Source organism: Streptomyces sp. RGM 3693 (assembly GCF_050471125.1).
In the GTDB taxonomy this organism is placed as follows: Bacteria; Actinomycetota; Actinomycetes; order Streptomycetales; family Streptomycetaceae; genus Streptomyces.
In genome coordinates this window covers 1,448,145-1,469,302 of sequence record NZ_JBMPPQ010000003.1, presented here as the reverse complement: position 1 = coordinate 1,469,302, position 21,158 = coordinate 1,448,145, and the positions used below count along the sequence as shown (strand labels likewise).

Below are 21,158 nucleotides of genomic sequence, written 5' to 3'. Positions count from 1 at the left end.
GTGTGGTGAGCGTGGTGCAGAGTGTGCGCATGCCGTAGTCAGGCGTCGCCAGGTGGGTGAACGTGCGACCCGGCTACAGGGCCGGGTAAGTCGCTGCCAGGACGCAGCGGATGATCCGGGAACCCGAAGCCGCTGAGGGCTCGTTGTCGTCCTGCCGGGCGTCTGCGCGGGGACGACGGCGGCCTGCGGTGATCGCAGAGGCGACGGTCGAACGGAGCCAACGGATCATACCCGGACGCCGGCAGCGGGCGCAGGCGAAGGTGAGAATCGCAGCGTCGACCGCATCCAGGTGACGTTGACGATGCGCGTTCCGCGCCGTCGGTAGACCGCAGTGCAGCGAAAGTGCCGTCAATGGCGACCAGCCATACGCGGCGGACGCCGGCCCGGCCGGTCGTCAGGGTGCCTCGTCGCCCGCTCCCATGGTGCCCTGGGCCGGCCGCGACGCAAGCCAGGCGCACAGGGCGGCCAGGGGAAGTTCGGCCGCGACGGCCATGGCCGCCGCGGCCGCCAGCTCCGGGCCCGGGGCGGCGGTGATGAGGTCGACGCAGGCGTCGGCGAGGAGGAGCACGGCCGCGGCGGCCGCAGGAGCGCGGTGGCGGACGTCGGCGCGCAGCAGGCGGGTGCCGGCGGCGAGCAGGGCGGCGGCCTCCAGCGCGTCGAGGGTGACCCAGGCGGCCGCCTCGGCGGGTGGCAGGGTGCTGGCGAGGTAACCGAGCCACGGCAGCAGGGCCAGACCGGAGGCCGCCAGTATGCGGCCCTGCCAGCGGTGCGCGCGGCCGAGGTGCACTGGTCCGCCACGGCCGACGCCGGTCTCTGCGCAACGTCCGTCGTCCGCAAGCGGGCTGAAGGCGAGGAGGGCCATGGCGGAGGAGGTCCTTCCGGTGTCACGAACCCGACGTTCGGGCTCGTGATCAACGCTCCACTCTCCACCGGCCCCAGTCAGTAACACCGCTGTCCGACTTGGGGTGGCACTAGCTACACCCTCGTTCCGGACGCAGGCGTGATAGCCCCTGCTGACCTGGGCGTTTACCGTCGTACCCATGACCCGACCCGACGTGCGGCCACGCCGCCTGGCCCGCATACGAGCGCAGATCGCCTTCCTGTACACCGGCGTCCTGCTGCACGGTGCCGCCCTCCTGCTGTGGGTGTGGTTCAGCGTCACCGTCGCCTACGCCCCCGGTGGTGCCGTGGTGGCGTTGGCCTTCGCTACCGTCGGCGCGACGGCCGTGACCTGGCTCCAGCGCCGCCGCTTCGCGGCGTACGCGGACACCGGCATCCCCCGCACCCCACCCGTGAAGGGTCGCAACGACCTCCAACGCGCCTGGCGCCGGCTGCGCACCGGCCCGTACTGGCGCCAGCTCGGCTACCACCAGCTCGCCGGGCCGGTACTGGGCGTTGTTGAAGCTGTGGTGCTCGCCCTATGGGTGGGCAGCATCGGCGGCATCACCTTCTATGGCTGGTACTGGGTGTTTCCACAGGAGTGGGCTTTCATACAGTGGGCCAACGTAGACGGTTGGCTCCTGGCCGTGGCCGGGCTGTCCGTGCTGCCGTTCCTGCCGCGGCTGACCGGTTCCGTGGTCCGGTTGGAGTCGTTGATCGCCCGGCGGCTGCTCGGGCCCAGCCGGGCCGAGGAGTTGGAGCGGCGGGTCGAGGACCTGGCCGAACGCCGGGCCGAGACGCTGGCCGCCGCCGACGCCGAACGCCGCCGCATCGAACACGATCTGCACGACGGTGCCCAACAGCGGCTGGTGTCCCTGGCCGTCAACCTGGGCCTGGCCCGGGCCACCCTCACCGACCTGCCGCCCGAGGCCCGTGCGGTCATCGGCGAGGCGCACCGCGAGGCGAAGGAGGCCCTTGAGGATCTCAACCACCTGGTGCGCGGCCTGCACCCGCACGTCCTGGACGACCGCGGGCTGGACGCGGCACTCTCCGGCATCGCCGCCCGCGCGCCCCTGCCCGTCCAGGTCGCCGTCGACGTGGCCGAGCGGGCCGCGCCCGCCGTGGAGGCGGTGGCCTACTTCGTCGTCTCCGAGGCACTGGCGAACGTCACCAAGCACGCACGGGCGAGCCGCGCCGAGGTCGCGGCCATACGGGCCGGTGACACGCTGCGGGTGCGGGTCACCGATGATGGCAGGGGAGGGGTGGACCCCTCCGGGGGAACCGGCCTGACCGGGCTCGCGCACCGCGTGGCCTCTGTGGACGGCACCCTCGCCATTGACAGCCCCGCAGGGGGCCCGACCGTCATCACCGTGGAGCTGCCGTGCACGCTGAGAAGCGCGCTGTGATCGCCGAGGATTCCGTTCTGCTCAGGATCGGGGTGGTCCGCGTCCTGGAGACGGCCGGGTTCGAGGTGGTGGCCGAGGCCGGGGACGCGGAGGGGCTGCTGCGGGCCGTGGAGGAACACCGCCCGGACATCGCCGTCGTCGACGTCCGCATGCCGCCCGGCTTCACCGACGAGGGGGTGCGGGCCGCGCTGGTCATCCGGCAACAGTGGCCGGACACCGCCGTCCTGATGCTGTCCCAGTACGTCGAGGAACGCTACGCCGCCGAACTGCTCGCCGCGAACACCAGCGGCGTCGGCTACCTCCTCAAGCAACGGGTCGCCGATGTCGAGGAGTTCATCGAGGCGCTGCGCCGGGTCGCGGCCGGCGGCACGGCCCTGGACCCGCAGGTGGTGGCCCAGCTGCTGGTACGGCGCCCCAGCGACCCGTTGGAGCGGCTGACCGAGCGCGAGCGCGAGGTGCTGGCACTGATGGCCGAAGGCCGCTCCAACGCGGGGATCGCCGGCCAACTGGTGGTCAGCGAAAGCGCGGTGGCCAAGCACATCAACAGCATCCTGGCGAAACTGGACCTGCCCAAGGCGGAGGGCGACCACCGGAGGGTACTGGCCGTACTGCGCTTCATGGGGGTGGGCGGGTAGGGGGTGGTTGGGCGCGAACCGGGCATGGGGGCGAGATGTGTGGTGGGGAGTCGGGCGTAGCGGTGATCGCGTCGTTCGACGGTGTTCCGCTGCCTGTGCGCCTCGGCGTCAAAACCGGGCGGCTGACCTGCGGCGCGGTCTCGTCAGCAAGCCCGGGCAACTGCGCTGCGGAATACGGAATATGGAGCATGGCGGCCGCGGTTACCCCTTCAACCGCACCGGTCGGCGGCAGTCGATCGACCGGTGCCACCGAAAGGACGATGACCGACCATGGCTGGAACCTTCGTGATCGGTGCGGAGCCAGGCATCGGCCAGGCCGTGGCTCGCCGGTTCGCCCGTGAGGGCTCGTCGGTCGCAGTGCTGGCCCGCTCCCGGTCCACCGTCGACGGCGCCGTCGCGGCGGTCGAGGAGGTCGGAGGCAAGGCGCTCGGCCTGCTGGCCGACGCAGCCGACGAGATATCGCTGCGGTCCGGGCTGGACGCCGCCGTCGAGCGGCTCGGCGTCCCGGAGGTGTTGGTGTACAACGCCGCATGGGTCCGCTACGACCGCCCCGGCGAACTGTCAGCCACGGAGCTGGCGGCGACTCTACGGGTCAACGTGGTCGGCGCGGTGAGCGCGGTGACGCACCTGGCTCCGCGCATGGCCTCCGCCGGCGGAGGCACCGTCCTGCTCACCTCCGGTATGCCGACCGCCCGCGTCACGGCAACCAGTTTGTCCATAGGCAAGGCCGGGCTGCGCGCGGCCCGCGCGGTGCTCGCTGACGAGTTCGGACCGCAAGGGGTGCACATCGCCACCGTCACCGTCGGCGGGCCGGTTTCCCCGGGCTCTCCCCTCGTCCCCGACCGGATCGCCGAGCACTACGTACGGCTCGCCCGGCAGCCGGCCGACCAATGGGAGAGTGACGTCCTGATCGACGGCGAAACGGTCAACTAGCAGCCCGGCGTGGTCAATGCCGCCGCCGTGCTCTCCGCCAGCGCGGGGCGATCCGAAGGGTTTGGCGTCCGGCCGCAGGTACGGGAGGGCTGGTACCCGTACGCGCCGGCCTGAGACGCCTTCTTGCTGAGACGCCTTTCTTGGCCACCTCGGCTGCGCCTGGTGACAGATGAAGCAGTGACCAACCGCGCGCGGAGGGCCCGAGAAGCGGGAACTTCCCGCTGTGGCGGAACGTGTTGTGGGGGAGAGCCGCGAAGGCAGCCGCCTGCGGGCGCGGATGGTGAGCGGACGGGCATACCGAGCGGATGGGCGAGCGGGGAAGGGGCCGGGATGGTGGAGGAAGCGCTGACGGCGGTGGCCGCGGCAGGCGGTACCGCGGTGGTGCAGGCGGCAGGCACGGAGGCGTGGGCCGGTCTCCGGCAGGCAGCGGCCCGATGGTTCGGACGCGGAGACGCGCGACGTGAGCGTACGGAGCTGGAACGGCTGGACCGCAGTGCGGCCGAACTCACCGGAGACGGTGCGGACGAGCAGGTGCGGGTTCGCCAGGTGGCGGTGTGGCAGACCCGTTTCGAGGCGGCGCTGGAGGCACTGGACGAGGCCGAACAGGCCGCGGCCGTAAACGGGTTGCGGGCGCTGCTGGACGAGCACGCTCCGGCTCCAGGTATGTCGGCCGACCGCGGTGGCGTGGCCGCGGGCGGGAACGTGACCATCCGGGCCACTCACGGCTCCGCCGCCGCGATACGGATGGGCAACGTGACGCTGGGAAACCCTCCGGCTTCGGGGGCGGAGCAGGGCTAGTGTGATGCGCCAGAAATCCTGAGCTTAAGTCTGTAGCCTGTTTTTATGTCTCGAGGACCTCGTGCTGTCGAAGTTGCGCTGTCCGGTAGGGAACGCGCGGAGTTGCTGCGTTGGGCGGGCGGAGCGGTCGTGCCGCGTCTTGCTGAACGAGCGCGCATCGTCCTTGCCTGTGCGGACGGGATGCCCAATGCGCGCGTAGCAGCAAAGTTCAAGGTCACCACAGACACCGTGAGGAAGTGGCGTTCACGGTTTGCCGCCCAGCGGATGGCAGGACTTGCAGATGAGTCGCGGCCAGGTCGACGCAAGGCGGAGTTGGTGCTCAGCGAGGCCGAGCGGGCCCAGCTGACGCGCTGGTCGCGGCGGGCGAAGACCGCTCAATTCCTGGCTCTGCGGGCGAAGATCGTGCTGCGGTGTGCGGAGGGCGGGACCAACAAGCAGGTCGCTGCCGAACTCGGCGTCGGCCACCAGACGGTGAACCGATGGCGAGCCCGCTTTATCGCCCATCGGCTGGACGGGCTGGTCGATGAGCCCAGGGTGGGCCGGCCACCGTCGATCCTGCTCGACCAGGTCGAAGACGTCGTCGTGGCGACCCTGGAGTCCACGCCAGGCAAGGACACGCACTGGTCACGTGCCTCCATGGCCGCCCACACCGGACTGTCAAAGTCCACCATCGGTCGGATCTGGAAGAGGTTCGACCTCAAACCTCACCTGCAGGACTCCTTCAAGCTCTCCACCGACCCGCAGTTCGTCGCGAAGGTCGTCGATGTCGTCGGCCTGTATCACAACCCGCCCGAGAAAGCCGTGGTGTTATGCGTGGACGAGAAGGCCCAGATTCAGGCACTGGACCGGTCCCAGCCGGTCCTGCCGATGATGCCTGGGATGCCCGAACGCCGCACACACGACTACCTGCGGCACGGCATTACCAGCCTGTTCGCCGCGTTCAACATCGCCGACGGCACCATCATTGGCGAACTCCACCGCCGTCACCGGGCCATTGAGTTCAAGAAGTTCCTGATCACGATAGACAAGGCGGTCCCCGCCGGACTCGACGTGCACCTCGTATGTGACAACTACGCAACCCACAACACCCCCGAGATCAAGGCATGGTTGGGAAGGCATCCGCGCTTCCATATCCACTTCACCCCGACCGGTTCCTCCTGGATCAACCAGGTTGAGCGCTGGTTTGCACTGCTGACCGACAAGCTCATCCGCCGCGGCGTCCACACCTCCGTCAAAGCCCTTGAAGCCGACATCAGGGCCTGGATCGACACCTGGAACGAGAACCCCAGATCCTTCAAGTGGACCAAAACCGCCGACGAGATCCTCAAATCCCTCGCCGACTACCTCACCAGGATCACTCCTCCAGACACCAACAACCAACAAGAAACTTAAGCTCGGGATTTCTGGCGCATCGCACTAGTGCTGTTTCGCGGAAGTTCGTGGAGGGGTGTTGATCAGATCGCGGGTCCGCTGAGATAGAGGTCGCCTGCGCAGTTGAGGGCTTCTTCTGGGGAGCCAGCAGGAAGTCCCGTCGGCAGGTGTTGTCCTGGTAGCTGGCGCTGGTCTGCGTCCGGCTGGCGCTGCACCCGCTGGCGCCGGCGGTGGCACGCTGGTCCCCGTGGTGGCGCTGGCCTGAGCACGCGCCCTGCCGGTCGACGGCAGGGCGCGCTCCTCTGGCGGGTCGTCACCGCCCGCCGCCTGAACCGTCAGGCCTGGAGGAACTTGCTGATCACGGCGCGGGCGGCCGTTTCGGGGTCGTCCTCGGGCCGGCCAGTCACGTACCCGTTGTTCCACAGGTGGGCGAAGCCGTGGACGATTGACCAGGCCGCCAGCTTGAACTCGCGGTCCTCACCGTGCGCGGGGACGGTCGCCGAGAGGGCGTCGGAGAGGGCCCGGTCGGAGCGGGCCCGCGCGGCGGACAGCTCCGGGTCGTCCGGGTGGTAGAGGCCGGGTTGGAACATCACCGTGAAGTGGGCACGGTGCCCGACGGCGAAGCGGATGTAGGCGATCCCGGCCTCCAACAGGGCCGGCCCGGCGGCGCGTACGGCGTCGGCGAGGAGGTCGTAGCTCTGGGTGGCGAGTGCGGTGAGCAGTCCTGCCTTGTCGCCGAAGTGGTGGGCGGGGGCGGCGTGGGAGACGCCTGCGCGGCGGGCTAGTTCTCGCAGGCTGAGCGCGGCGGGCCCATTCTGCTCGATGGCCTCGACGGCGGCAGCGAGCAGGGCATTCCTCAGGTCGCCGTGGTGATAGGGCTGGGCTGGCATGCCCCGATCGTAACTTGCCATTGACAAGATCCACGACTGTCGATAACTTGACGATGTCAAGATTCCCTGCAAGCAGGGCGGCACACCTGCCCTGCCGGAGGCTGAGATGGAACCCCTGATCGCACTCGTCGCCGGTTTTCTGGCGGCCCGCCTGGCCGGCCTGGCCGGCGTCGAGGCGCTCGACGGCTGGAACGCCGCACTGAAGGTCGGCGTCGCGCTGATGTTCCTGCTCACCTCTTTCGCCCACTTCTTCCCGGTGCTGCGCGCCAAGCTGGTCGCGATGGTCCCGCCCGGCCTGCCCCAGCCGGAGCTGCTGGTCACCCTGACCGGCGTGCTGGAGCTCGCGGGCGCTGTCCTGATCCTCGTTCCGGCGACGGCCGTCTGGGCTGCGGCCGGGCTCGTCCTGATGATGCTCGCCATGTTCCCGGCCAACGTCTCGGCCGCCCGGCGGCAGCTGCCCGGCGCCACCGCCCTGGGGCTGCGCACCGCTCTGCAGGTGGTATTCATCGCAGCCGCCGCGCTGACCCTCGCGGGCTGACGCCTTCCTGGTTCCGCAGAGGGGGTTGATCAGATAGCAGATTCGCCGAGATAGAGGTCGCCTGCGCAGTCGAGGGCTTCTTCGGGGGAGCCGACGGGCACTCCGCTGGGCAGGATGTTGTCCTTGTAGCTGTCGCTGCTGGCCAGGTAGAGGGCGAAGCCCCAGGTGTGCAGCACGCCGGTGAAGCGCAGGCGGCACAGCGGCAGTCTGTCCCCGCCGCTCGATTCGGCTGCCACGTAAGCGAATCCGGCACGGAAGCGGACCGTGATGGCATCCACGTGCGGCCAGCGTTCGTGGGCGTGGCGGTTCAGACGCTGGCGCAAGTGGTGTTGCATCGATTCCGCGGGGTTCTTCGGCAAGGGCCCATCCTGCCGGGTGCGACGGGCGGTCTGCCATGATCCTTGGCCGTGCGTAGTGAGCGGTGGGCGGGGACGGCGGTTGCGGTGTCGATCGATCGGCAGGTCCGCGAGCGGCTGGTAAAGACGGTGGCGTCGGCGAAGTCCGAGGTGCGGGCGGTGCTGCGGGCCAAGATTGTGCTCGCGGCAGCGGACGGGCTGGCCAACGGTGCGATCGCCCGGGAGCTGGAGATCAGTGTGAATACGGTGCGCAAGTGGCGGGGGCGGTTCGCCGCCCTGGGCCCGGAGGGCCTGCGGGACGCCGAGCGGCCGGGGCGGCCGAAGGCATATGGGCCCGGGCGCGCGTGGTGATTGTGGCCATCGCGACCAGCGTGCCGCCGTATCCGGAGGCGACCTGGTCGCACCGAGCCATCGCCCAGCGGGTGGCTGGCACCGGCTTGGCTCCGATCTCGGCCTCCCCGGTCGGCCGGATCCTGGCCGGTCTGGATCTGAAGCCGCACAAGGTCCGTGGCTGGCTCACCCGCCGGGACACCCCCGACTTCTGGCAGCGAGCCGCCGGGGTGTGCGCCCTCTACCTCGATCCACCCGAGGGGGCGGTAGTGCTCTCGATCGACGAGAAGACCGCGATCGCCGCGCGTTCGCGTCGCCATCCCGGGCGTCCCGCCCGCCCCGGGGAACTCGCCCGGCAGGAGTTCGTGTACCGGTGGCACGGCACCGCCTCTCTCGTCGCCGCCCTCGATGTGCGCACCGGTGAGGTGCTCACCGAGGTGATCACCCGCAACGACGCGGTGACCTTCACGGCTTTCCTGGACCAGCTCGACCGGTCGATCGCACCCTGCCAGGAGATCCACGTCGTGCTCGACAACGCTTCCTCCCACACAGCCGGGCACACCAGGGCATGGCTGGCGGCGCGCCCGCGCTGGCACGTCCGCTGGACCCCTCCGCACGCCTCCTGGCTCAACCAGGTCGAGCTGTTCTTCTCTACCCTGACCCGCCGGGTCGTGCGGTATGGCGACTTCGCCAGCCGCAACGACCTCATCGACAAGCTGGAGGCATACGTCATCGGGCACAACGAGACCGCCAAGCCCTACCGATGGACCTACGAAGGCACCCCACTCAAGGCTGCCTGACCCCTCCACGAACTTGCGCGGGGCAGCACTAGTGCGATGCGCCAGAAATCCCGAGCTTAAGTTTCTTGTTGGTTGTTGGTGTCTGGAGGAGTGATCCTGGTGAGGTAGTCGGCGAGGGATTTGAGGATCTCGTCGGCGGTTTTGGTCCACTTGAAGGATCTGGGGTTCTCGTTCCAGGTGTCGATCCAGGCCCTGATGTCGGCTTCAAGGGCTTTGACGGAGGTGTGGACGCCGCGGCGGATGAGCTTGTCGGTCAGCAGTGCAAACCAGCGCTCAACCTGGTTGATCCAGGAGGAACCGGTCGGGGTGAAGTGGATATGGAAGCGCGGATGCCTTCCCAACCATGCCTTGATCTCGGGGGTGTTGTGGGTTGCGTAGTTGTCACATACGAGGTGCACGTCGAGTCCGGCGGGGACCGCCTTGTCTATCGTGATCAGGAACTTCTTGAACTCAATGGCCCGGTGACGGCGGTGGAGTTCGCCAATGATGGTGCCGTCGGCGATGTTGAACGCGGCGAACAGGCTGGTAATGCCGTGCCGCAGGTAGTCGTGTGTGCGGCGTTCGGGCATCCCAGGCATCATCGGCAGGACCGGCTGGGACCGGTCCAGTGCCTGAATCTGGGCCTTCTCGTCCACGCATAACACCACGGCTTTCTCGGGCGGGTTGTGATACAGGCCGACGACATCGACGACCTTCGCGACGAACTGCGGGTCGGTGGAGAGCTTGAAGGAGTCCTGCAGGTGAGGTTTGAGGTCGAACCTCTTCCAGATCCGACCGATGGTGGACTTTGACAGTCCGGTGTGGGCGGCCATGGAGGCACGTGACCAGTGCGTGTCCTTGCCTGGCGTGGACTCCAGGGTCGCCACGACGACGTCTTCGACCTGGTCGAGCAGGATCGACGGTGGCCGGCCCACCCTGGGCTCATCGACCAGCCCGTCCAGCCGATGGGCGATAAAGCGGGCTCGCCATCGGTTCACCGTCTGGTGGCCGACGCCGAGTTCGGCAGCGACCTGCTTGTTGGTCCCGCCCTCCGCACACCGCAGCACGATCTTCGCCCGCAGAGCCAGGAATTGAGCGGTCTTCGCCCGCCGCGACCAGCGCGTCAGCTGGGCCCGCTCGGCCTCGCTGAGCACCAACTCCGCCTTGCGTCGACCTGGCCGCGACTCATCTGCAAGTCCTGCCATCCGCTGGGCGGCAAACCGTGAACGCCACTTCCTCACGGTGTCTGTGGTGACCTTGAACTTTGCTGCTACGCGCGCATTGGGCATCCCGTCCGCACAGGCAAGGACGATGCGCGCTCGTTCAGCAAGACGCGGCACGACCGCTCCGCCCGCCCAACGCAGCAACTCCGCGCGTTCCCTACCGGACAGCGCAACTTCGACAGCACGAGGTCCTCGAGACATAAAAACAGGCTACATACTTAAGCTCAGGATTTCTGGCGCATCGCACTAGGTTTGCGCTGGGTTGCGGGCCGCGTCGTAGCCGGTTGCGGATCTGGTCCGCCGACTGCGGGATGACCGCCCGGATGTGTCGTTGGTGTAGGTGGGAGCGGATTGTGCGAGAGGAGTACGACCGGTCCGCGATCACCATGTCGGGTCCGGTCCGGTCCGGTCCGGTCCGGTCCGGTGCGAGGGCGCCCGGGGCCGCCTTGGGGGCACGCGGAGCGCGGCCATCACGGCGGTGAACTCCGGTGCGTCACCCGCCTGCCCGGCGGTGACCCTGATCGCCAGGGGCCGGGCATGCGTGTCGCTGGCGCCGTGGACTTTCGTGCTCAGGCAGTCACGGGAGCGTCCCAGGGCATGGCCGGTGGGCTCGCCTGGGACGGCATTCCCCTTGCAGGCTCCGGCAGCATGCTGGTGGGCCCTGCAGACGTTGGAGTCCACTGAGGCGCTTCAACCGATGTCGTCATCCGCATCCGCCGCGGCCAGGATGGCGGCGAAGATCTTCTCCCAGGCTCCGTCGATAGCCCGCCGCAACAGCCACTTGTGCGCTGTCTTGAAGGAACCGAGCTCCACGGGGAGGTCGCGCCAGGGTGAGCAGGCGCGGTACTTCCACGCGAGGGCCTCGATCGTGCGGCGGTGATCCGCTCACCGCCGGCCACGAACCGGATCGGTCGGCATCAACGGCTCGATTCGGCGTGCCACATCGCATCAGTGATCACTAATCGGGCAACCACTTTCGATCAACCGGCAAGACTGTGAGGGTGTGCTTGACAACGCCTTCGCCTGGCGCAATGAGCCATGGAAATGGCCCGACGGGTGCCCTCAGATGTGCAGCTCGGGGGGAAACCCAGTCCAGCGCAGCTCGACGGGCAGATGCCGCATGTCATTGGAGATGAGGACTGAGGCGGATCGCCCCGGCGCGTAGCGGATGACTGTGAGTGCCGCGTTGCAGTGGTTGAGGCCGAGCCAACGCCACTTCGGCGCATGCATGGCGTCTCGGACGAGCCAGGCGACAAGGAAGTTGCGGGTGACGACCAATTCATGCCGGTCTTCTTCGCCGTCCACCGGCCCGGTGAACAGATCCAGCGCCTGGCTGGCCAGCACAGGCCCGTGATTCCGCTCCTCAGCGGTGGTACCAGCGAGGAAGCGGAGGTAGAAGTCTGCCGATTCGGCCGGGAGCTCGTCCTTTTCCGGTACGTAGGGCACGTAGTCACCGGCGACGTCCGAGACGTGCAGAGGGACGTTCTTGAGTTGGTCGCCGATCAGGCGCGCGGACTGCTCTGCCCGCGGCAGCGGACCGTGGTGGACAGATGTAAAGGCGATGTTCCGGAGGCGTTGGCCGAGCAGCGTGGCTTGCCGCCGGCCGGCCCCTGCCAGTCCGCTCTCGTCAGCCGTCGCCTCACCGTGCCGGACGAGATAGAGGTAACGGGTGGCCGTGCCAGTCATCTCAAGCTCCTCTGCACCCACTGCGCTCTTGTGCATCAACGGACGCTGCCTCACTGGGGCCGGTTCCCTCGATTCGCCAAAGAGAAGACAAGCCCCAGGAGGATCCCGCATTCTGATGCGGGATCCGATCGATCGCGTCCCGCTGCTCATTCGGAGCCCGGGTGTCCTCCCGCAGCTTCTGAGCCGACACAACGGGCCTGCCGACCCGCGGTTCTGGTCGGTGTACTCCCGCGTCGGTGAGAGGTAGGTGAAATCTGCCGCGTAGGGCGCCGGGACGTCGAAATGCGTCGATTCCGGGCCGCTGAGTGCTGTGCTGGTTCCCAGCCGCACCACATTTCAGGGCGGCTCACCATGAGGAATGGCCACAAGTAGGGGTCGCAAGGAGGAACTTGCAAGCAAGGGTCACAAGCAAGCGCCACAAGCAAAGACCACAAGCAAAGACCACAAGCAAGGTTCACAAACAAAGGCCACAAGCAGGGCTCACAAGCCGGGAGTGATCTTGACTGACCGTATATCGACTCAACCCTCTGCGTGGCGTCGCGGGAAGTATGGCGTGGATGCGCCGTATGTTCCGATGCTGTACGGCGTTGCGGGCATCGGACTGCTGTCCTGGGGTGTCGTTTCCCTGGCTGTGGACGGCCTTACCCCCGCGCCCTGGGCGTTCTTCTTCGGCTGCTTGGCGCTAGTTTCTGCCGGCCTGTACATGTACGCGACCAGGCGCGGCAAGTTCGTCGTCTGGGAGAAACTCCTCGACGAACTGGCGCTACGCGGGGACGAGCGCATCCTCGACCTGGGCTGTGGGCGAGGCGCGGTACTCCTGGCGGCTACCCGCCGTCTTCCCGAAGGCCGGGCGCACGGCGTCGACCTATGGCGCAGCCAGGATCAGAGCGGCAATGCCCCGGTTGTCACCGAGTGCAACGCGCAGGCAGAAGGGGTGGGAAGTCGAATCGAGCTGCACACTGCCGATATGACCCAGCTCCCTTTCGAGCGCGATCAGTTCGACGTCGTGGTCAGTAGCCTGGCAATCCACAACATCTCCGGCGCCGCCGGTCGTACCTTGGCAATCGAGGAGGCGGTGCGAGTGCTCAGAAGCTGTTGTCTTTTCGCGCTTGAGGACGGCGTTTTCGCTGGTCGGGCATAGCAGTGGCGGTCCGGTGGGAGTGGTGGCGTGTCGTGTCATTGCTCCTTGGGAGGTTGTGGATGCCGTCGGTCGTCGGACTGCTGGAACAGCAAGAGGCCGCCGCTCGCCGTCGAGTCGACGGGCTGCGTGAGGAGGCCGACCGCATCCAGGCCGAACTCGCCGCGGCCGAAGTGGAATGGCAGGAGTGGGTGATCGCCCGCAGGCGGGTCGATACGGTGCTGGCTCCGGATGGCGGCAGCATCGCCGGCATGGAGGTCACCCCGGATCCACAGAATGCGGACGCGCCGCCGACGCCCCGGGATGCGGCGAAGGCAAAGTCGCAGGTGCCGGTGTGGCACCAAGGGCTGGCCTGGTCGGCGCTGTCCGTGGACTACCAGCGCATCCTGCAGACTCTCACGGACCGGCACCGGCTCGGCCAAGGGCCGCTGACCTGCCAGGAGATGACCCAAGCGTTCGGCATGGACGTGGTGCCGGCGCGGGTGGAGGCACTACGGTCGAAGGCGAAACGCCTGGTCGCGCGCGGCTGGCTGGCCGAGCCGGCGCCGGGCCGCTTCACCCTCGCGCAGGGCGTGGCCTCGCCAGGCGACGGGTCATGAGCAGGATCATCGACCAGTAGACCATCGCCTCGGCGCTGGTGGTGCGCCGCTCGAAGTCGCGCACCAGGCGGCGGGTGCGCATCAGGTGGGCGAAGAGGCGCTCGACGATCCACCGCTTGGGCAACACCACGAAGCCACGCATGTCATCGCTGCGCTTGACGATCGCCAGCACCAGGGCCAGCGCGGCCAGGCAGTACTCGACGAGGCTGCCGGTGTAGCCGCCGTCAGCCCAGACCAGGGCCAGCCGGTGGTGCGCGGCGGTCACCTGCTCAAGCAGCACCTGGGCGGCGGCGCGGTCGCCGGTGTCCGCGGCGGTGACCATCACGCCGAGCACAAGCCCGAGCGTGTCGACCACGACGTGCCGCTTGCGCCCGTTGATCAGCTTCCCGCCGTCAAAGCCGCGACTGTCCGAGCCGACGACAGCGTCCGCCTTGACCGACTGCGAGTCGATCACCCCGGCGGTCGGCTCGGCATCCCGGCCCAATGTCTCGCGCAGGCGATCCCGCAGCCGGTCGTGGAACTCCGTGACCAGCACGTGGTCGCGCCAGCGACGGAAGAACGCATACACACGGTCCCACGGCGGGAAGTCGGCCGGCATCGCGCGCCACTTGATGCCGTTGTCCACGAGATAGCGAACCGCGTCCAGCATCGTCCTATGACAGTACGCCTCTGGCCGACCGCCCCGGCCACGCATCCAGCCCGGCACCGGCAGCAGTGGCCGGATGGCCGCCCACTCCGCGTCCGTCATGTCCGTCGGATACCGGCGCCGCCGCTCGGATCGGTCAGCCGCGTTGCCGTACACGTGCGCGAGGCAATCACACGACAGAGCAGCCGAGTTGGACTGCCCGGCCAACGACACGGAAGACTGCGGCACCGGGGCCTCCTGATGCTCTATGGATTCGACACCCACGAGCTGTTCAGGAGGCCCTACCTTCATGCTCTCGCCACGGCAGGATCACCCAACCGGGAACCCGAGTTCGACCAGCACTGCTCAAGATCGAAAAGACAACAGCTACTCAGACCCGGCGGCCGCATCGTCGTTGCTGATATCCGCAACACCCGCGAGTACGGAGCTGATCTGCAGCGGCTGGGTTTGCGTAACATCACCCGTCGCGGTGTGGGAGCGCGGATGTGGTGGAGTGGCCCCTGGATGCCGACCACGGTTGTGTCCGCCACCAAGCCGGGATGAGCTCGGGATGAGTTCGGGATATGAGTTTGGGATGAGCTACCTTCCGGGCCTCAACGACAGCGATTGCGGTGGTCGCGATGATCACGGTGATCACGGTGCTCTGTGGGAATTCGGCGAAATCGTGGCGGATCGAGGCTAGTCGCAGGTCACTGGTGCGCGTGTCCGATGGGTGCGGGAGGAAATTCCCGACTGAGTGGCCGGTTCGGCGTGGTTGACTGCCTGCGTGACTGATTTTGACACGGCACGGGTCTTTTGTGGTCCCGATGGCCGCTACGGAAACGTGCTTGGTTTTGTTCGGGACGGTGCCGCTGTCCCCACGGAGAGCGAGCGGCTGGCCTTCGCCGGAGAGCTCGGCCTCAGCCCCGATCCACCGGTCGGTGATCGAGGCGGGCGGGGGCCGGGAACGAGGAAGTGCCTTGTGACCTGCGATGATGGGAGTTCTTGAGGCTTCCACCACGCACGATCGACAAGGCACTTCCGGGATGCGATCTTCTCACAGCACGGCGAGGGTTTCCGCACGGTTCGATGATCCGAATCTGGTCGCGTACGGTGGGCTGGCCCCGGTGGTGCGCCTGGCGGAGCGGTGCGGGTTGCCTCGGCTGGCCGGGCAGTTGATCCGGCTGCCGAAGAACCGGGACGGCACCGGTGCGTTCGCCGCGGCGAAGCTGATGACGCTGATCGCCGGGATGGTGGCCGGGGCGGACAGCATCGATGACATGGACCGGTTGCGGCACGGTGCGATGGGGAAGCTCTTCGGCGGGGTGCGTGCGCCCTCGACGCTGGGCAGCTTCCTGCGGTCCTTCACTCACGGGCATGTGAAGCAACTGCACGCGGTGGCACGGCGGTTCCTGCCCGAACTGGCCGCGCACACCCCGCTGCTGCTCGGCATCGACACGGTGGCCTACGTCGACCTGGACGACACCATCAAGCGCACCTACGGCTACGCGAAGCAGGGCACCGGTTACGGCTACAACAAGGTCAAGGGGCTCAACGCGCTGCTGGCAGTAGTCTCCACGCCGATGGCCGCCCCGGTGATCGCGGCCAGCAGGCTGCGCAAGGGCGCGACCAACTCGGTGCGTGGTGCGGCTTCGTTCGCCGCTGAGGCGATCCGCGCTGCGAGGGCCTGCGGCGCCGGTGGTCTGGTGGTACTGCGGGCGGATTCCGCGTTCTACGCCGCCGAGGTGATCGCCGCCTGCCGGTCCCTGGGCGCGAAGTTCTCCATCACGGTGCGGATGAACGCCTCCGTCAAGAAGGCGATCGCGACGATCGACGAGGACGCCTGGAGGCCGATCAAGTACCCGAAGGCGGTGTGGGACCAGGAGGAGCAGTGCTGGATCTCGGACGCCGAGATCGCTGAGGTCACCTACACCGCGTTCACCTCGAAACCGAAGAAGCAGCAGGTCACCGCCCGTCTCATCGTCCGCCGTGTCAAGCGCCTCAACCCGGACGCGGCCCCGCAGGGCCAGGGTGAGCTGTTCACGCTCTACCGCTACCACGCCGCGTTTACCGACTCCCCGCTGCCGCTTGTGGAGGCCGAAGCCGATCACCGGCGGCACGCTGTCGTCGAGCAGGTGATCGCCGATGTCAAGGGCGGGCCGTTCGCGCACGCACCCTCCGGCGACTTCCAGGCGAACGCCGCCTGGCTGGCGCTGGCCGCCTGCGCCTTCAACCTGACCCGCGCCGCGGGCACCCTGGCCGGCACCTTCCACGCCAAGGCGACCACCACCACCCTGCGCGACCACCTGATCAACGCCCCGGCCCGGCTGGCGCGTTCAGCCCGCAAGCTGACGCTGCACCTGCCCGAACACTGGCCCTGGAAGGAGGCGTTCGACAATCTCTTCGCCGCCGTGCACGCCCCACCCCAAGCGGCCTGACGCCCCATCCGACCCGCCCGCGAGGGCCCGACACCTGTGGACATGTGGAAAAGCTGGGCAGACCAGCGGACACCCCACACCCTCCACCGGATCAACCAACCTCAAGGACCCGAACCCACCGAAACGATCACTCCGGAATCAAGCCGGTGGATCGGGGTTCAGCGGTCGCGCCATACGAGTGTGTAGCGCCAGAACAGTCGGCGGCGCACTCGCGCGTTGGGGAGGACCGCACGGGCCTCGCGGACGATGTCGGGGAAGGACATGTCCGCTGGCCGGGTCAAGGCGGTCATCGAGACCGGGCGGGGTGCCGTGCGGCCCTTGTTCTTGAGCCAGCCGATGGTGGCGTTGAGCGGGCTGGCCGCGGCTCCGAGCAGGTAGTCGGTGGGAGTTGTAGGGCGGGACAGCCCGACAAGCACAAGGGTTCCTCCGGGAGCCAGGTGCTGGCGGAACACCGTGAGAGCCTCGACGAACGGCAGGTGGTGGATCGCGGCGACGCAGGTGATGACGTCGTACGTGCTGGCCGGGAGCCCGGTCAGGGCGTCTTGGGTCGTGAAGGTCACCGGCGTTGCCGGAGCAGTCAACGTGCGCGCCTGGGCGATGATCGTCGGGTCGGAGTCGATTCCGTGCACCTCGTTGGCGCGCGTGGCCAAGAGTCTGGCCAGGTCGCCACTGCCGGAGCCGACGTCCAGGGCGGTGTCGCAGTGCCTGGGGAGCTGTCGCAGGATCCAGCGGTGGTAGTGGGCGTTGTGGTCCCAGGGGTGGGCGGTATTGAAGCGATCGAGCGCCCGAAGGATGCGGTGCGGCAGAGACGTCATGTCAGCACTTCACCAAATTCCTGGTGTCCCAGTCCTGGGTTCCTCAGTCCTGGTGCCCCAGTCTTGGTTCCTCAGTCCTGGTTCCTCCGACACCGTAATCGAATAAGGGCGGAAGGTCGGCGCCTCCGACCGGACCGGGAGTAGGCGTCTACCGACCCGCCGGTCCGGTCAACTCGCCTCGGCGCAAGGCGTGTTCGAGGAGCGTCTGCGCGGCCGCGCGCGCATGCCGGCCGTAGTCCGCCTGGTTCAGCACCATGGCGCGGCTGGCCGCCCCGTCCGCGAGGGTCACCAACTGCTCGGCGAGCGCTTCGGGTTGGGCGCATCCCAGTTCCGCCACCAATGCGGTGACCAGTCGCACCATCAGCAGCTTCTGCTCGCGGGCGTAGGCGTGGATCGGGTTCTGCGGGTCGGGGAACTCCGCGGCGGCGTCGATGAACGGGCACCCGCGTACCGAAGTGCCGTCCGCGGTGGGCTGGTCGAACAGTCGAAGGATCCGCTCCCGAGGGCTGAGCTCCTCAAGGGTCAGCACGCCCTCCAGGGTCTTCCCTGACGTCGCGAGCGCCTGCAAGTGGGCGAGCACGAGGTCGCTCTTGGCCCGGAAGTGGGCGTAGAGCGTGCGCTTGGACACCGGCGCTTCCTCCGCGACCTGTTCCATGCCGGTCGCGGTGATGCCCTGGTGCGCGAACAACCGGTCGGCGGCAGCCAGGATGCGCTCCCGCGCGCCCCGCCCTCGCCGTTGCGTCGTCTCCTTCGCCGTACCCATGACGGAAGTGTACGCCTGCGTTTACTTCAGGTGCGGCGGCTGGTTAGAGTCGGTGCCACTTTGGTAAACGGATCCGTTTACTTCGATCATCGTGAGGAGAGCTCCATGAGTCCGTCCGTGCGCGCGTCCACGAGTCCGTCTGGACGTCCCGAGTTGAGCGGCTACGCGGAGGAGTTGATCCGCGGCCGGCGCGCCGTGCGGGCGTTCCGGGGCGACGTCGTGGCCCAGGAGACGATGCGCGCGATCTTCTCGCTGGCCGGCGCCGCGCCGTCCAACTCCAACGCGCAGCCGTGGCAGGTGGAGGTGGTCAGCGGCGCATTGCGCGATCGCCTGGCGGACTCCCTCCAGGCGGCCCACGCCGCGCGCCGGGTCTCCGTCGACTTCCCGTACAGCGAGGACATGTACTCGCCCGTGCAACAGGGGCGACGGACCGACTTCGGTGCCCGGCTCTACGGCGCACTGGGCATCGGCCGCGACGATCATGCGGCACGCGGCGCCTACGATGCCGAGAGCCTGCGGTTCTACGGGGCGCCACACGTCGCGTTCCTCTTCGTCTCCGACCGTGCCGATGCCCGGCTGGCCGCGGACGTCGGCGCCTATCTGCAAACGCTGCTCCTGGCGATGACCGCGTACGGCGTGGACAGCTGCCCGCAGGGGCTGCTGAGCTTCTATGCCGACACCGTGCGCGACGAACTCGGCATCAGTACGGGGAAATTGCTCGTGGGGGTCTCGTTCGGCTACGCGGATGCCGCCGCGCCGGTGAACCAGGTCGCCGCCGAACGGGCCGCGCTGGAGGCGACGACGACATTCCACGGCTAGGCCGTGTTCCTGGCGGGTCGGCCGGCCGCCGAGGCATGGTGCCGTGTCGGCCGTGTCGGGCCGTCCTGTCCACCGGATCGCCTTCGCTGCCCGCTGCCCGCTGCCCGCTGCCCGCTGCCCGCTGCCCGCTACTCGGTACTCGGTACTCGGTACTCGGAGGATCGTCCGGACCTGGAGTGACGGGTGCCACCCGGCGCTCGCTTTGCCGCCCCAATGCCTACCGTTTACAGTGGTCGGCGGCGAAGGGGAGTAGTCCCGAAACACCGCTGGTCGACACACTGGATGCTCCACGGGGTATCCCGGCCACCGGGCCGGCCGCAGATGACGGCCGGTGGACGAGACCTTCGGCCACGGCATGACCTGGCTCGCACAGACGGTGCGGGCCGCACCATCATGCCGGGCCGGAAGGGTTCTCCCGTCACCTCGCTGGGTGCCGTACGAGCCGACGGCCCGGCCCCAGTAGAAAGCACCCGGATGACTCTCGACCCCCTGGCGATCGTCACCGCCTTCGGGCTGATCTTCCTCGCCGAGCTCCCCGACAAGACCATGTTTGCCTCACTGGCCATGGGCACCCGCATGCGTCCGCTGTACGTGTGGTTCGGCACCTCCACCGCGTTCATCGTGCACGTCGCCATCGCCGTCGGCGCCGGCAGCCTGATCGGGCTGCTGCCCACCGTCGCGGTCAAGCTCGTCTCCGCCGCCCTGTTCGCCTTCGGTGCCCTTGTCCTGCTGCGCAGCGGAGGCGACGACGATGATGACGAGGCGGGCACCAAGACCGTCACGGGATTCTGGCCCGTGTACACCACCGCCTTCATGGCCGTCTTCATCAGCGAGTGGGGCGACCTCACCCAGATCACCACCGCCAACCTCGCCGCCACCAGCGGTTGGCTGTCCACCGCAATCGGCTCTGCCGCCGCCCTGATGTCCGTCTCCGCGCTCGCGCTGCTCGTGGGTCGGTTCATCGCCAAGCGCGTCCCGCTGACGACCGTGCAGCGCATAGGCGGTGTCTGCATGGCCGCCCTGGCGATCTGGACCCTCATCGAAGCCTTCACCAGCTGATGTGAATCGAACCGGGGGAGCGCCCCGGTCCGCGCCCAACGGCCTGCTGTCCCGGGCGCGGCGCTGATGCGGTGCGCTGCTGTGGTGCGTGGATGCGGTGGTGCGGTGGTGCGGTGATCTGGATGGTGGTTGAGGTTTGGTGAGGGTGCTGTGGATGGTCACCGTGATCCGGGTCGCGTCGCGTGGCGTTGTGTCGCGTCGTGCCGCATCCGTGCGAAGGGCCGCGCGTTTCCTGTGCCAGGCCGACGCTCCTTGCCAGGCTCGACCGACCTCATTATCTTGATGTCAAGATTCCTTGGAGGGGGAGACGTGGCTCAGGAGAATCTCGGATACACCTTGGGTGGCCTGCATCATGTGCAGCTTGCGATTCCTCCAGGCGCGGAAGGGCTCTGCCGCGAGTTCTGGGGAGACGTTCTCGGTATGACGGAGCTTGAGAAACCGCCGACGCTGGCAGCCCGTGGCGGGTGCTGGTTTCGAGGTGGCGGCCTGGAGGTCCATCTGGGAGTGGAGGAGGACTTCCACCCGAGTCGGAAGGCGCACCCCGGGATCCTCGTGGCCTCGCTCAAGTTCCTCGCCAAGCGGTTGGAAGCCCACGGAGTGAGCGTCATCTGGGACGACGACTTCCCCGGGCACCATCGCTTCTACGCCTGCGACAAGTTGGGCAACCGGCTTGAGTTCCTCGAACCTGTTCGCGACTGCTGAAGGCGGAGCCGGATCGAGACTGTCGCCCGCTGGGCGGGCGTGAGGTTGTCGCGGCGATCCGCAGCACCGGATGAGGGCGCTGCCGGTACGTGCCCCGGGCCGTGGCGTGGAAGGAACGGCCTGGCCGATCGGATATGACCATGAAGCAACTCCGGTCCTGCGGACGGGAGTCGCGCGTCTGTGGTCCAAGGCAAGACGTACCAATCGGTGGGAGGTGCAGGTGCAAGGCCTGCCAGGCGCTCCGCTGAAGGGTCCTTCCTCAAGAGGAAGGGCCCTTTCTGTTGCCCTGCCAGCGGCTTGCGGAGCCCGGTGACGTTGAGGTGTCGGGGCGTTGAGCATCCGCGCGGTGTTGCCGAAGGGGAGTTTGCGCTCGGCC

The 21,158-nt window shown here is 68.1% G+C and carries 22 protein-coding genes and 1 pseudogene; 14 read left to right on the top strand and 9 right to left on the bottom strand.

What is annotated here, in order from left to right:
* Positions 1-394: 394 nt before the first annotated feature.
* Positions 395-862, bottom strand: coding sequence for a hypothetical protein (locus ACO0M4_RS34980; RefSeq protein WP_430375097.1), 468 nt, complete (start codon positions 860-862; stop codon positions 395-397).
* 178 nt (positions 863-1,040) lie between these two features.
* Here ACO0M4_RS34980 and ACO0M4_RS34975 point away from each other — a divergent pair, with 178 nt between their 5' ends.
* From ACO0M4_RS34975 to ACO0M4_RS34955, 5 genes are all read left to right on the top strand, one after another.
* Positions 1,041-2,285 (top strand): sensor histidine kinase, encoded by a 1,245-nt coding sequence (locus ACO0M4_RS34975; RefSeq protein ID WP_430375096.1) that lies wholly within the window; start codon positions 1,041-1,043, stop codon positions 2,283-2,285.
* Positions 2,282-2,920 (top strand): response regulator, encoded by a 639-nt coding sequence (locus tag ACO0M4_RS34970; protein WP_430375365.1) that lies wholly within the window; start codon positions 2,282-2,284, stop codon positions 2,918-2,920. Before ACO0M4_RS34975 ends, ACO0M4_RS34970 begins: the two co-directional genes overlap by 4 nt.
* 270 nt (positions 2,921-3,190) lie before the next feature.
* Complete coding sequence (locus tag ACO0M4_RS34965) at positions 3,191-3,853, top strand: SDR family NAD(P)-dependent oxidoreductase (RefSeq protein WP_430375095.1); 663 nt, start codon at positions 3,191-3,193, stop codon at positions 3,851-3,853.
* A gap of 330 nt (positions 3,854-4,183) precedes the next feature.
* Positions 4,184-4,651: a hypothetical protein gene (locus tag ACO0M4_RS34960; RefSeq protein ID WP_430375094.1), complete on the top strand. Its 468-nt coding sequence runs from the start codon at positions 4,184-4,186 to the stop codon at positions 4,649-4,651.
* Positions 4,652-4,696: 45 nt separating this feature from the next.
* Positions 4,697-6,043, top strand: coding sequence for an IS630 family transposase (locus ACO0M4_RS34955; RefSeq protein WP_430369505.1), 1,347 nt, complete (start codon positions 4,697-4,699; stop codon positions 6,041-6,043).
* 314 nt (positions 6,044-6,357) lie between these two features.
* Here ACO0M4_RS34955 and ACO0M4_RS34950 read toward each other — a convergent pair whose 3' ends face one another.
* Entirely contained in the window at positions 6,358-6,912 is a 555-nt protein-coding gene (locus ACO0M4_RS34950; protein WP_430375093.1) for a TetR/AcrR family transcriptional regulator, read from the bottom strand.
* A gap of 106 nt (positions 6,913-7,018) precedes the next feature.
* Between ACO0M4_RS34950 and ACO0M4_RS34945 the strand changes: the two genes are divergently transcribed.
* Positions 7,019-7,450: a DoxX family protein gene (locus ACO0M4_RS34945; RefSeq protein ID WP_430375092.1), complete on the top strand. Its 432-nt coding sequence runs from the start codon at positions 7,019-7,021 to the stop codon at positions 7,448-7,450.
* Positions 7,451-7,479: 29 nt separating this feature from the next.
* Here ACO0M4_RS34945 and ACO0M4_RS34940 read toward each other — a convergent pair whose 3' ends face one another.
* Positions 7,480-7,809 (bottom strand): hypothetical protein, encoded by a 330-nt coding sequence (locus tag ACO0M4_RS34940; protein ID WP_430375091.1) that lies wholly within the window; start codon positions 7,807-7,809, stop codon positions 7,480-7,482.
* Positions 7,810-7,857: 48 nt separating this feature from the next.
* Between ACO0M4_RS34940 and ACO0M4_RS34935 the strand changes: the two genes are divergently transcribed.
* Together ACO0M4_RS34935 and ACO0M4_RS34930 are read left to right on the top strand one after the other, a co-directional pair.
* Positions 7,858-8,157, top strand: coding sequence for a helix-turn-helix domain-containing protein (locus tag ACO0M4_RS34935; protein WP_430375090.1), 300 nt, complete (start codon positions 7,858-7,860; stop codon positions 8,155-8,157).
* Entirely contained in the window at positions 8,151-8,936 is a 786-nt protein-coding gene (locus tag ACO0M4_RS34930; protein WP_430375089.1) for an IS630 family transposase, read from the top strand. The genes ACO0M4_RS34935 and ACO0M4_RS34930 overlap by 7 nt, the downstream gene beginning before the upstream one ends.
* Positions 8,937-8,992: 56 nt before the next feature.
* Here the strand turns inward: ACO0M4_RS34930 and ACO0M4_RS34925 are convergent, their stop codons facing one another.
* The 3 genes and pseudogenes from ACO0M4_RS34925 to ACO0M4_RS34915 form a co-directional block, all read right to left on the bottom strand.
* Positions 8,993-10,339 carry an IS630 family transposase gene (locus ACO0M4_RS34925; RefSeq protein ID WP_430369505.1) on the bottom strand — a complete coding sequence of 449 codons (1,347 nt, stop codon included), beginning with the start codon at positions 10,337-10,339 and terminating at the stop codon, positions 8,993-8,995.
* 67 nt (positions 10,340-10,406) lie between these two features.
* Positions 10,407-11,112: pseudogene (locus ACO0M4_RS34920) on the bottom strand (IS5 family transposase); the annotation flags it as partial.
* Positions 11,113-11,200: 88 nt separating this feature from the next.
* Complete coding sequence (locus ACO0M4_RS34915; protein ID WP_430375364.1) at positions 11,201-11,824, bottom strand: histidine phosphatase family protein; 624 nt, start codon at positions 11,822-11,824, stop codon at positions 11,201-11,203.
* 553 nt (positions 11,825-12,377) lie between these two features.
* Between ACO0M4_RS34915 and ACO0M4_RS34910 the strand changes: the two genes are divergently transcribed.
* Entirely contained in the window at positions 12,378-12,965 is a 588-nt protein-coding gene (locus ACO0M4_RS34910; RefSeq protein WP_430375088.1) for a class I SAM-dependent methyltransferase, read from the top strand.
* 59 nt (positions 12,966-13,024) lie between these two features.
* Positions 13,025-13,561 carry a hypothetical protein gene (locus ACO0M4_RS34905; protein ID WP_430369027.1) on the top strand — a complete coding sequence of 179 codons (537 nt, stop codon included), beginning with the start codon at positions 13,025-13,027 and terminating at the stop codon, positions 13,559-13,561.
* On the opposite strand, the gene ACO0M4_RS34900 is transcribed toward ACO0M4_RS34905, so the two are convergent.
* On the bottom strand, positions 13,518-14,309 hold the full coding sequence (locus ACO0M4_RS34900; RefSeq protein ID WP_430369028.1) for an IS5 family transposase: 792 nt from the start codon (positions 14,307-14,309) through the stop codon (positions 13,518-13,520). The genes ACO0M4_RS34905 and ACO0M4_RS34900 overlap by 44 nt on opposite strands.
* A gap of 923 nt (positions 14,310-15,232) precedes the next feature.
* On the opposite strand from ACO0M4_RS34900, the gene ACO0M4_RS34895 reads away from it, so the two are divergent.
* Positions 15,233-16,624: an IS1380 family transposase gene (locus ACO0M4_RS34895; protein WP_430371067.1), complete on the top strand. Its 1,392-nt coding sequence runs from the start codon at positions 15,233-15,235 to the stop codon at positions 16,622-16,624.
* A gap of 158 nt (positions 16,625-16,782) precedes the next feature.
* Here the strand turns inward: ACO0M4_RS34895 and ACO0M4_RS34890 are convergent, their stop codons facing one another.
* Positions 16,783-17,439 (bottom strand): class I SAM-dependent methyltransferase, encoded by a 657-nt coding sequence (locus tag ACO0M4_RS34890; RefSeq protein WP_430375087.1) that lies wholly within the window; start codon positions 17,437-17,439, stop codon positions 16,783-16,785.
* Positions 17,440-17,587: 148 nt separating this feature from the next.
* Positions 17,588-18,202, bottom strand: coding sequence for a TetR/AcrR family transcriptional regulator (locus tag ACO0M4_RS34885; protein WP_430375086.1), 615 nt, complete (start codon positions 18,200-18,202; stop codon positions 17,588-17,590).
* Positions 18,203-18,307: 105 nt separating this feature from the next.
* Here ACO0M4_RS34885 and ACO0M4_RS34880 point away from each other — a divergent pair, with 105 nt between their 5' ends.
* The 3 genes from ACO0M4_RS34880 to ACO0M4_RS34870 all read left to right on the top strand — a co-directional run bounded on the left by ACO0M4_RS34880 (position 18,308) and on the right by ACO0M4_RS34870 (position 20,782).
* The gene (locus tag ACO0M4_RS34880; protein ID WP_430375085.1) at positions 18,308-19,021 is read left to right on the top strand and encodes a nitroreductase; all 714 of its coding nucleotides are present in this window, start codon (positions 18,308-18,310) and stop codon (positions 19,019-19,021) included.
* Between the two features lie 474 nt (positions 19,022-19,495).
* Complete coding sequence (locus tag ACO0M4_RS34875) at positions 19,496-20,080, top strand: TMEM165/GDT1 family protein (protein ID WP_430375084.1); 585 nt, start codon at positions 19,496-19,498, stop codon at positions 20,078-20,080.
* Positions 20,081-20,362: 282 nt separating this feature from the next.
* Positions 20,363-20,782 carry a glyoxalase gene (locus ACO0M4_RS34870; protein WP_430375083.1) on the top strand — a complete coding sequence of 140 codons (420 nt, stop codon included), beginning with the start codon at positions 20,363-20,365 and terminating at the stop codon, positions 20,780-20,782.
* The last annotated feature ends 376 nt before the right edge of the window (positions 20,783-21,158 follow it).